The sequence below is a fragment of the Desulfatibacillum aliphaticivorans DSM 15576 genome, from assembly GCF_000429905.1.
Classification (GTDB): Bacteria; Desulfobacterota; Desulfobacteria; order Desulfobacterales; family Desulfatibacillaceae; genus Desulfatibacillum; species Desulfatibacillum aliphaticivorans.
Genome location: NZ_AUCT01000006.1, coordinates 59458 through 70591, shown reverse-complemented (window position 1 = coordinate 70591; position 11134 = coordinate 59458). Strand labels below are relative to the sequence as shown.

Genomic DNA, 11134 nt, shown 5'->3' with positions numbered 1-11134 from the left:
CTTTTCATAGTTATTGGATTTCCTCCAACTCAACAATAGTAGGAGTAATGAACACCAACAATTCTTCCCGTTCCTCGGACTTTGTGGAATCCTTGAAAAGCCATCCGAGCACGGGAACATCGATCAATCCGGGCCATCCGTCCACATCATCCCTGAAAGTCGTCTTAATAATGCCGCCGATAACAACCGTGTCGCCGTCATTGACCAGCAATTCGGTGTCCACTTCTTTCGTGTTGAAGGATTGTTCCTCCGAAATAACCGCGCCTACGTCGTTCTTTTCCACGGTCATCTTCATGGAAACCCGGCGGTCCTGGGTCACGTGGGGCGTGACTTCCAACTGCAAGTCCACCGCCTTGTACACGATAACCGTATTGCCGTCCCCGTCAAACTGCTTGATGGGATAGTCGATGCCCTGTTTGATCGTGGCCGGCTTGTTATCCAAGGTCCTGATTTTGGGAGAGGAGACGATTTTGATTTCGCCCCTGCTCTCCGCCGCGTTCAAAGTAGCATTCAGCGATAGCGGCGTCAGGCCAAGCAAGCGGCTGAAGTTAAAGCCAAATGTATTGTTGCCGTAATCATCGGTCTCAGTAGGATAGTTGACCGACCAGTTGTATCCGTAAGTGCCGCCCAACACGTCATACCCGCGCTGGGGGCCGACCCCTTCCCTGGAATCCCCGGGTTGAATGCCGGATTCGCCGTTCCATGCAAGTCCGATGCTTCTGGAAAAGGTAGTCTGAGCCTCCACAACTCTTGCCTCTATTTGAACCTGGGCGGTAACTCTGTCCAGGCGGCTGACTATGTCTCTGGCTCGTTTGATTCTGTCCTTAATGTCGATCATTATAATGGTATTGGTTCTAATGTCAACGTCTACTGAACCGCGGTCAGGAGATTTAACTGCTTCCACATGCTTGATAAGATCGCTGGCGTCCGTGTAATTGACTGGTATAAACTCCGTCACCATTGGCTCCAGGGCCTGCTGCTGCAATTCATTTTGCATCTGCTGGTTCTTGGTTTCCGTGAGCGTTTTGATCCTGTCTATGTTGGCCTGCTCCCTGGCGCGTTCGGCCGCGGCCTCTTCATCCAGCACGGATTGAGGCGCAATCCGGATTACGTCCTTGATTTTCTGCATGCCCAACTGGTTCATCTTGAGCACCAAGTGCAGAACCTGGTCCCAGGGCACGGGTTTTTCGAGGGTGAGGGTGACCTCCCCTTCCACGTCCCGGTCAATGGCAAAGTTCAAGCCGCTGACTTCTTTAAGAATTCTGAAAACATTCTTGATGTCGGTCTTGTAAAAATCCAAGGCGATTTTTTCGCCGGTGTAAACGATTTCGGTCTTGGCTGAGCCGGTCCGCAGTTCCTGGGAGATGGCGTCCATAAAGTCCAGAGACTGTTTCGGCCCTGCGCCTTCCTCAAAGCCCTCATAATCGGCCAGGTCTCCGCCCATCATGTCGTCGCCGGCCATGGCCGCCGCTTCGCCCGGTCCGGGCAAGGGCTCTTCCTGGCGCATAATGCTTTCCCACCTGGGCAAGGCCGCCTGGGCCAGGGGCCTGGGAGGAATGTCCGAGGCTTCCAGATGCAGCAATATGCCCTGGTCGGTCTGTTCCACGTGATAAGCCACCATCTGACGCAGTTCCACGGACACCGCCGTGTCTTTGGGGCCTCTGGCGTACGGGACGATCCGGTCCGCAGCGCTTTCAAAACGCGTGGTGATGAGGGGACGCTGCTGCTCCTTGGGAACCTGAACGCCGGGAAGCTCCACCACCAGGCGCTTTTCCGCCGGACGGGTCACCTTATACTGAATAGGCTGGGAGACCTCGATCTTGATGGAGGATCTGCCGGCGGGCTCTTGCAGGAAGTTGACCCCTGTAAGCCACACAGGCCCGGTGGGCGCAGGAACGGGCGCGGACACTACTTCCTTGAACTCAGCCGCCGCTTCAGGGCTGTCTTCAGCCCCGGTCCCACGGAAGGTTTCTTCCATGGTCTGAGATGCAGCTGCGCCTTCGGAAGCCTCGGCGGTTTGAACGGCCGCCGGCTCAGAGGCTGGGAGGACGTCTTCTTCCACAGGCTCCTCCCTGCCCAAAAGCACGTACAATGCGCCGTCTTCCTTCTTGATTTCGTACGGCAGCTCCCTGGACAGGCTGATTTCCACCCTGGCGGAAATCATCTGGCCGTCCGCCTGGGTAGCCATGACATTCTTCACCAGAGGAGAAGCAGGCTGGAGAGTGGCGGGAAGATTTGCAGCCAAGGCGGTTTCGGGAAAGTATAAGACCACCCCATTATTAAAGGGCGACTTAACCGCCGTGTACATCAAGTTGGCATTTCCCCGGATTAGGACGGAGGCCACATTTTCATCGCCTCCCACGGAGATTCCCGTAATTTCCCTTTGAGCCTCGGGAACCGCCGCAGTCTCCTCCACCGGAGCCGCAACCTCAGGCTCCTGAGGCTTTACCTGGTCCTGCTTCACCGAACATCCGTAAACGCCCGGAATTAATAGTGCAGCAACCAGTGCTCCCACAACGAGTTGTTTAAACCTTCTACGTCCCATGTTAAAAGTCCCCGGCTGTTTTCTGTAGGCTTAGCTGCCGCTTATTAATAATAATGTTGCCGAACATGTCTTCTTCTTCCACGTCAACCACCACTTTATTGTTCTGGAGGTCGATTTCGGACACCGTACCGCCTTCGTTGCCGATGTAGGTGCCCTTTCTGATTATAAACCCCTTAGCTCCGTCAGGGATCTGCACCAAGGCCAATGCTTCGCGCTTCATCCGCATGATGGCCACCAGATCCAGGGAGTTAAGAGGGTATTTCTCAATAGGCGTTGGAATGGGTCGAGGATTTTTGATCTTAGGCTTTGCAGTCACAGTCTGGGGGCCTTCAACCGGCGTGTCCACGATGGCGGGCTCCGGTTCCACGTCAGGCTTGTCAGTCAAGGGCCTGAAGGGATTGAGCTTGGCGCCCCTTACATATCTGTAGTTTTCTAATGCAGTAGCCACTTCAACACCCTCCTCTTCGGATTCCGGTTCCGCCCCGACGTCTTCTGCGCCGATCTTGATTTCGGGCATGGCGATAGGCTGTTCCGCTGGCGGCGTTTTTTCCTTTTGCGCAACAGGCGGAGGCGTTACAGGCTGTTCCGGGGCCGCTGCAACAGGCTCTTCCGGCTTCACCGGGGCTTCCTGGGGCTGCTCCGCAGGAGCGGGCTTTTGAGCTGCCGGCGGCCTGGGAGACACCTTCATGCTCACGCCGCCTTGCTCAGGCTGGGCCTGCGGAAGCGTATCAGACGGCCTGGCCACCTTCATGCTCACGCCTGAAGGAGCCGCTTGGACCGGCGGTTTCGAGACCTTCATGCTCACGCCGGATTGCTCCTCCACTGCGTTGACCGAAACGGCGTTGGCAAGAGGCTGGGAGGCCAAGTCCGGACGCGCCTCCACCTTCATGGATACGGAGGCGGGGCCGGGCGTAAATTCCGGCGTTGCAGCATGGACCGGGGTCAGAAGCAGGATCGCCCCTGCAGCAATAGCCGCTGCTCCGGGCGCCATGGGCTTCCCCGTCAGTCTCCCCTGCTCACTATTTTTTGTTTGTTTTCTTTTTGTTCGCATCTGTCGCCTCGGGCTCCAGGAACCTGTAAGTCACTGCCTGGCAAGTACACACCAGACGGCGCCATCCGCCGTTCTGCTCATTATTGGGTACAATATCGTATTTGTTGATATTAACGATGCGGGGCAGATGGGCCACTTTATCAAAAAAGGAGGCAATGCCGTGGTAATCGCCTTCCACAATCATTTCCACGGGCATTTCCACATATGAATCTTCAGGATATTCCACTTCAGATCTGGGCTGAAAAAGCGTCCACTCCAGCCCGGCTTCCTTTCCGGAAAGAGACATCCTGTCCAAAAGCTCCGGCACTTCCTTTTTCTTGGGCAGGGACTCGGCGGATTTGGCGAGCCTCTCCTCCGCCTTCTTGCGTTGCTCCCTGACCTTGGGCAGCTTGGCGGCTTTGGCCTGGGAAACGCGCACTTCATTCAGCTTGTTTTCAAGTTTGGTGGTAAGCTCGCTTTTTTGGGTCCAGTAGGGTTTAAATAAAAGGAAGGTGAAAAGTGCGCCAATCGCCAAAAACGCAGCGACGAATATCAGAATGCGCTGCGGTCTGCTTAATTGGCCGATCTTGTCGACAAATACCGTCAGTTGTGATGGAGCATCCTTGGATTTAGCCATGGTTTAACCTGCCTTTTAACCTATATATGGGACCCATAAACGGCCGATATTACTTCTTTTTATTAGGAGCCTTCTTCGCCGTATCTTCATCCTCGGCCCCCGGCATGATTCGCTGACAATGGATGTTAAACTGCTTGAAATTCAACAAAGCAGAGTCATCCGACGCCGACAGCTTCCTTAAAGTCACATCGGAAAAATAGGGAATTTCGGGCTGAGCTCCGTCGCCGGCCATTGCCAGGGACGGCCCCGAAGGAGCTTCCGTAAAGTTTTCAAGCCTGTCCATGAAGGCCGCCACGTCTTTAGTGTCCACCGCCACGCCTTCTATGTCCAAATCCTGCTTTCTTTCCGCAGTCTTGGATTTAAGAGCAACCAGCCAGACCCTCTGGTCCTTGGCCGCCAAAACGCCGGAAGACGGCGGAGAGATCAACTGGGTCAAATGGTCCAGGAGCTTGACCGCGTCAAAACGCGAACGCCGGAGCCCTTCGATGGTGGCTTCCCGTTTTTCCAGCATGGCGATCTCAGCCAATATGGCGTCCACTTCGGCGGCCTGCTTCTTATACTTGACAAGGTCCGCCTCGGCCTGGGCCAACTCGGATTCCAAATCAGCCACCTGGCCCATGAGAAACACGGCATAGAATGCGCAGCCGAAAATAAACAAAACAATGGCTGCCAAAAAGACTACGACCTGTCTTTTGACGTTCTCACTTTTCCGGGCGGCCCGAAAGGGCAGAAGGTTGACTCTGATCATTTGTCACCCGCTCTCCTTAACGCAAGACCCAGGGCGATGGTGGCCTGGGGTCCGATGCGCTTTAAATAGCCTGGATCAAACTGTTCGTCGCTCACATCCATGGCGGCGAAGGGATCCAGCAAAAAGACGTCTATCCCGGTCTCCGCCGCCAGCGTCTCTTTGAATCCTATGATTCCGCTGCTTCCGCCGCTCATGACGATTTTGCTCAAACGCTCGTCATTCATGGAATAGAAAAAATCAAAGGCAGGACGAATTTCCTCGCACCACCTGGCCGTAGCCAACGCGATGATGTCGTTCAATTCCTCCTTGTCCATCTTAGCGTGTTCGGGATCGGCCTTCCATTGCTCGGCTTCGTCGTAAGAGCAGCCGCCGCGCTTCATGATCTCCTGAGTGATCTGAGCGCCGCCCATGGCCACGTCCCGGATAAGCACCGAGTTCCGGTTTTTAATAATGTTGACCGAGGTCTTGGAGGCCCCCACATCCACCAGCGCGACGATCTCGTCGTCCACGTCCGAAAGCAGCTCGTAGATGTTCTGCACGGCAAAGGCGTCCACATCCATGACCACCGGATGCAGCCCCGCCATCTCCACCACGCTGACGTATTCGTCAACCAGGTCCTTTTTGGCCGCCACAAGAACCACATCCATATGGCCGTCCCTCTCCGAACTATTTCCCACAATGTGGAAGTCCAGATACACGTCCTGGATGTCGAAAGGCAGGTATTGCTCGGCTTCCACCGAGATGCTCTCCTGCATTTCCTCCTCCGTCATGGTCTTGACGGTGATGTTCTTGATGATGACCGAGTACCCGGCTATGGAAATGGCGGCGTTAAGCTGCTTAATGTTAAAGGCGCGGCACAGGTCCTTGATGGTCTCGGCCACCTTCTCGTGGTCCTTGATCACCCCGTCCTCAATTGCGCCTTCCGACAATTCCATCAACCCGAACTTGGCCAATACCCGGCTTTGCTTGCGCTCTTCTATCTCCGCAATTTTAATAGCCGCCGAGCCGATGTCCAGGCCAACCAGGCCTTCTTGCTTTTTAAAAAGTGCCATAGCTCTTACTCACCAAAAACCCTTAGTTTGTCCTTTGGTTGATAACCCAAGGCCTCAAGGATTTTCCTCTGGGTTTCCATCCGACACGGGTAGCCTTTTTCAATCCGGTCAACCGTGATGGGCGAAATCCCCGCCTTTCTCGCAAGTTCAGCCTTGCTTAAGAGCGCTGATTCACGAATTTCCTTTAGACAATTTTTAGCCATTGGAAAACTTTCCCCGGAGGTCTTGTGCCACCCACGTACTAGACCGCCTCCCTTTGGAAAACATCAGATACCCCCGATCCGTTATGAAAACTGAAGAACTCGTTTGTATCACAATGCTCAAGGAGTCTTCCAAGGTCAATGAATTTATATATAATTTAATATAAATTATGCATAATTATCCTATATTGTGCTTTATTATACTTATTCGGCCTAGATGTTGTGGACCGAAAACATATATATGAGCTATTTCACATTGTTGCGAGATCCAGGCCCGACGGGGGCCTTCACCAACCTCGTATATTCAAGGCTCTCCTGTCAGTAATCTACAACACGGCAAAGCCTTGAAAAAGCTCACACCTGCTGGTATTAGTGCTCTAATAACGCCTTTTCGATAACCCTCATTCCTTATAATAAGGACGGAGCGGCGGACTATGAACCGAAAAAAGATATTGCTTACCGGAGGCGCCGGATTCATCGGCTCCAACTTTATTTTACAGGCTCTCCGGGAAGATCCCCATTGTGGAATCTGCAACCTGGACGCCCTCACCTATGCGGGCTCCCCCCGGAACTTCCTGGGGCTGCCCCGGGATCAGGCCTCCAGGCACAAGCTGGTGCACGGAAATATTTGCGACGCCGCCCTTTTGGAAAGGTTGTTTCATGAGGACGATTTCGACGCCGTCGTCCATTTTGCGGCGGAATCCCATGTGGACCGATCCATCAAGGACGCGCTTTGCTTCGCCTCCACCAACGTTATGGGAACCTGCACCTTGCTGGAAGCGGCCAGACAAAACTGGGAAAGCCGCGGCCGCCCCCGTGATTTTCTGTTCATCCACGTTTCCACGGACGAGGTGTTCGGGTCCCTGGGGCCTGAAGGCTCTTTTTCTCAAGCCTCGCCCTACGACCCGTCCAGCCCCTACTCCGCATCCAAGGCGGCCTCGGACCACTTTGTAAGGGCGTACCACAGAACATACGGTCTGCCGTGCGTCGTCAGCAATTGCTCCAACAACTACGGTCCTTATCAATTTCCTGAAAAGTTGATTCCCTTAATGTTGATGCAAATTTTAGACCAGAAGCCCCTGCCTGTGTACGGGGACGGCCAAAACGTTCGGGATTGGCTTTTTGTGGAGGACCATTGCCGGGCCCTGATGCATATTTTGGAAAAAGGCGCCGCCGGGGAAACCTATATAATAGGAGGGGGGGAGGAGAAGACCAACCTGGAAGTGGTGCACCTCTTATGCGAACTGGCGGACCGGAAATTGAACAGGCCCGCATCGGAAGACAGCAAAAGGCTCATTTCCATGGTCAAGGACAGGCCGGGACATGACAGGCGCTACGCCATGGATTTTTCCGAGACCACGGCCAGGCTGGGCTGGAAGCCCGCCCACACCTTCAGGCAGGGCCTGGAGGCCACGGTGGATTGGTACTTGTCCAACCGGACATGGGTGGAGCAGGTTCGCTCCGGGGAATACCGGAATTGGGTGGAGTCCCACTATAAATAAAAACCGGGCGAGCTCCTTGAAAAGCCCGCCCGGCCTGCATTTTTCCCGCCAAAGGCTCCTGTGTTAATGCATGATCGCCCTTGCCGGAGGGCCTTCATCGATGATTTTAAACCGGAACACCATGTTCTGAAGCTGATCCGCCATGCTTGTGAGCATGGAAGCGTTGGCGATGAGGTTTTGATTGCCCTGGGCCATGTCACCGGCCGTGGTGTTCACTTCGGAAATTTTCCGCACGATGAGACTTGTGGATTCGGAGCAGGAGGACACGTTATCGTTTACGCGGTCCAGCGCCCGGGAGGTTTCCTGGATATCGTGGGCGATGCTGCTTGTGTGCCCGGCCTGCTCCCTTGTGGCTTTGACAATATCCTCCACAAAGCCGTCGATCCCCTTGATGACCATGGTTATGTTCTCCACCTCGTCGATGGCTTGATGGGAGGTGTCTTGAATTTGACGGATCTGGGACCGGATGTTGGCGCTGGCCTCGGCGGTCTGGGCGGAGAGGGCTTTCATCTCCCGGGCCACCACCTGGAAGCCCTTGCCCGCCTCCCCGGCTTTGGCGGCTTCAATGGCCGCGTTGATGGACAGCATGTTGACCTGGTCCGTCACTTCGGCGATGGCCTCGTTCACCTCGCCGATAAAAGCCGCCATCCGGCCCAGGTGCAGGATCTTTTCCGACGCATCCACGGCCTGCACAACGGCTTTTTTCGTGACTGCCATGGCGTCTTCGGTTTTTTTCTCGATGGCGGCCAGGGACTTGTTCATCTTGTTGGAATTGGCGGCGATCTGCCGCACCGTGTGAGCGGTCTCATTCAGGGAGACAGCGGCGTCTCCCAGGTTGATGTTCATGTCATTGACCGAGTTGGCCACCCAATGGGTTTCGGTGGAGGTCTGATCCGTGCCCGCCGCCAGGGAGTCGCTGACCACGCGCATCTCGCCGGAGGCGTTCTGCAGGTTGCGGGCGTGGGCCATGATTTCGCGAATCATGGCCTGGGTGTTCTCCACAAAGGTGTTGAAGGACATGGCCCACTGGCCGATTTCATCCTTGGACTCCACCTTGAGGCGTTTGGTGAGATCCGCCTCGCCCCGGGCGATTTCCCGCATCATGGCCGTGGCCCTTTTGATGGGGCTGACGATCTTTCACCAGACCAAGGTCCTGCTCAGGACGATGATAAGCAGGCCCATCAAGGCCATATAAATTACCTGGCTGCGCTTTTTACCGGAAAAAGAGGCTTCAACGTTTGAATCGATGCCCGCGGCGATTACGTCAATGTCGTCGATGGGCACGCCGGTGCACAAAATCCAGCCCCAATCCTTATACAGTTTGAAAAAGCCTTTTTTCGTCTGAACCCGGTCAGAGCCTTCCACGGCCTCCGTGTATATCAACGCCCCTGTCCCGTCCTCGCTGTTTTTAGCGGTTTCAATGATTTCCTTGATATACTCGCGCCCCGAAGCGTCCTTGAGGTCCAGGGCCACTGTCTCCTCCAACTCGGGATGCATGGGATTGACCCAAAACATGCCGTCCACGTCCACCACAAAAAAATAGTCGCGGCCCTTGGCTTCGGCGCCCTCGGCCCCTTCCGAGCCTTTGGAGGCTTCCACGTTCAGCGTCTTGGGCCCGTATCGCATTTCCCGAAGAGCATTCCGTGCGGTTTCGTAAAAATCCGCGGTTTCAATAACGCAAAAGGCATTGTTAACCAGGTTTTCCGCCTGCTTTTGCCGCTCATTCAGCAATAATCCGTGGATGGTTTGGATTTCGCTGTTTTTCGCCTGCATCAGGAAATGGCTGGACAGCCACCACGCCATAACAGCCATGGCGATTAATCCGGCCGCAAACAAGAAGTTAATCTTCCGTGAAATGTCCACTGTTCTCCCCTTCTCATACAGGTTAAAGGCCTTGATTTTTTGAATAATGAAAAAAACCCCAGCCCCAGGCATCAAGCCTTTTGCAGGCCGGGCATACTGCCTGCCCGACGCACTCGGTTTTTCGCCTGTCCCCACCCGGCGGACTCGGTTTAAAACGCGCTCCGCATTCGCTGTTTGTTTTGCTTCAACGCGATTCCACAAGTATTAGATTTATGTTTGATTTGTGTGTGGAGGCTGGAAATACGACGGCAATTTGGATTTGTAAGTATTTGATTTTGAGAACTATTTCCAATAAAAATGGACCTATTCCTTATCATCATTAAAAACTGTTTTTTAATGATGTAACATAATCTTTGTCCATTGATTCAGCTTGTACTATTTAAAAAGTATTCTTTCCGTATTTGCATTAAATAAAAGATTGAAGAATACATCCTTGTAGATCCTGCAAGGCGCCCTCCCCCCGCCTCAAAGACAATCTGTGCATGCACTGGCGCCGAAACTTATGCTATACTGGCGCTACCATCGTTAACGGCAAGCCGTTTAATTCGGCGCCCCCAGCAAACTCCATGGAGGATCTTATGAAAGCACGGATTGTTCTTCTGGCTGCGGTATTGACCATAGGCTTTTGCCTTCCCTTGCAGGCCGCGGAAAACATCAAGCTGGGCGTGGTGACCAAGCCCGGTTCCGCGCAAAACGTGGTCGCCGACAAATTCAAGGAGTTGCTGGAGGCCAAGTCAGGCGGCGATTGGACCGTGACGATTTACGATTCCGGGGTTTTGGGCAACGAAACGGAAATGCTGCAGCAAATCCAGATGAACACCCTCCATATCGGAATTATTACCGGCGGGCCGTTCGACACCTTCACGCCTATCGTGCGCGTCATCAACTATCCCTTTTTATTCAAAGACAACGCCCAGGCCGACGAAATCCTGGACGGCCCCCTGGGCCAGGAGATCCTGGACGGGCTGGAGCCCATGGGCTTTAAAGGCCTGTGTTTTTCGGAAAACGGGTTTCGGAACCTGACCAACAGCAAACGCGCCGTCAAAACGCCCGAGGATTTAAAGGGCCTGAAAATCCGGGTCATGAACTCGGCCTTGCATAAAACCATCTGGAGGGCCTTGGGCGCCAATCCCACGCCCATGGCGTGGCCTATCTATACCGAGTTGCAGCAGGGCGTGATCGACGGCCAGGAAAACCCCCTCTGGGTTATGGAAGTCTACAAATTCTATGAAATTCAAAAATACATGACCATGACCCGCCATGTGTACTCTCCGCACATCGACGTCGCCTCCCTGAAGTGGTGGCGGAACCTGGACGCCAAGGATCAGGCTCTGATCGCCGAGTGCATGAAAGGCGCCGCCAAGTTCCAGAGAAAAGACAACCGGGATAAGGACGCGGCCAGGATAAAGCTGCTCCAGGAAAAAGGCATGCAGATTGAAATGCATCCCGACGTGGACGCGTTCCGCCAAAAGGTCGCCAGCCTGGCCGGCAGCGACATGTTCAAAGACCCGGCGGTTCACGATTTGCTGGTAAAAATGCTGGAAGCCGTTAAATAGC

General features: G+C 54.2%; 10 protein-coding genes. 2 read left to right on the top strand and 8 right to left on the bottom strand.

The features are described 5' to 3' along the window. Positions 1-10: 10 nt before the first annotated feature. From G491_RS0106605 to G491_RS0106580, 6 genes are read right to left on the bottom strand one after another with little or no spacing between them, the layout of a single operon-like run. Positions 11-2545: a type IV pilus secretin PilQ gene (locus tag G491_RS0106605; RefSeq protein ID WP_084511368.1), complete on the bottom strand. Its 2535-nt coding sequence runs from the start codon at positions 2543-2545 to the stop codon at positions 11-13. Between the two features lies 1 nt (position 2546). Further along, a complete protein-coding gene (locus tag G491_RS0106600; RefSeq protein ID WP_028314010.1) occupies positions 2547-3536 on the bottom strand; it encodes a pilus assembly protein PilP in 990 nt (329 codons plus the stop codon). A 28-nt stretch (positions 3537-3564) separates the two neighbouring features. Beyond that, positions 3565-4212, bottom strand: a complete 648-nt coding sequence (locus G491_RS29720; protein ID WP_051327077.1) for a type IV pilus inner membrane component PilO — start codon at positions 4210-4212, stop codon at positions 3565-3567. Positions 4213-4261: 49 nt separating this feature from the next. Then, on the bottom strand, positions 4262-4960 hold the full coding sequence (locus G491_RS0106590) for a PilN domain-containing protein (RefSeq protein ID WP_028314009.1): 699 nt from the start codon (positions 4958-4960) through the stop codon (positions 4262-4264). After that, positions 4957-6012 carry a type IV pilus biogenesis protein PilM gene (gene pilM / locus G491_RS0106585; protein WP_012609624.1) on the bottom strand — a complete coding sequence of 352 codons (1056 nt, stop codon included), beginning with the start codon at positions 6010-6012 and terminating at the stop codon, positions 4957-4959. Before pilM ends, G491_RS0106590 begins: the two co-directional genes overlap by 4 nt. Before the next feature lie 5 nt (positions 6013-6017). Further along, entirely contained in the window at positions 6018-6215 is a 198-nt protein-coding gene (locus tag G491_RS0106580) for a helix-turn-helix transcriptional regulator (protein ID WP_028314008.1), read from the bottom strand. 431 nt (positions 6216-6646) lie between these two features. Here G491_RS0106580 and rfbB point away from each other — a divergent pair, with 431 nt between their 5' ends. Continuing rightward, positions 6647-7714, top strand: coding sequence for a dTDP-glucose 4,6-dehydratase (gene rfbB, locus G491_RS0106575; RefSeq protein WP_028314007.1), 1068 nt, complete (start codon positions 6647-6649; stop codon positions 7712-7714). Positions 7715-7777: 63 nt separating this feature from the next. Here rfbB and G491_RS0106570 read toward each other — a convergent pair whose 3' ends face one another. Next, positions 7778-8836 carry a methyl-accepting chemotaxis protein gene (locus G491_RS0106570; RefSeq protein WP_282705980.1) on the bottom strand — a complete coding sequence of 353 codons (1059 nt, stop codon included), beginning with the start codon at positions 8834-8836 and terminating at the stop codon, positions 7778-7780. A 15-nt stretch (positions 8837-8851) separates the two neighbouring features. Next, entirely contained in the window at positions 8852-9577 is a 726-nt protein-coding gene (locus G491_RS0106565) for a cache domain-containing protein (RefSeq protein ID WP_169829399.1), read from the bottom strand. 578 nt (positions 9578-10155) lie between these two features. Between G491_RS0106565 and G491_RS0106560 the strand changes: the two genes are divergently transcribed. Next, positions 10156-11133: a TRAP transporter substrate-binding protein gene (locus tag G491_RS0106560; protein ID WP_051327076.1), complete on the top strand. Its 978-nt coding sequence runs from the start codon at positions 10156-10158 to the stop codon at positions 11131-11133. Position 11134 lies beyond the last annotated feature (1 nt).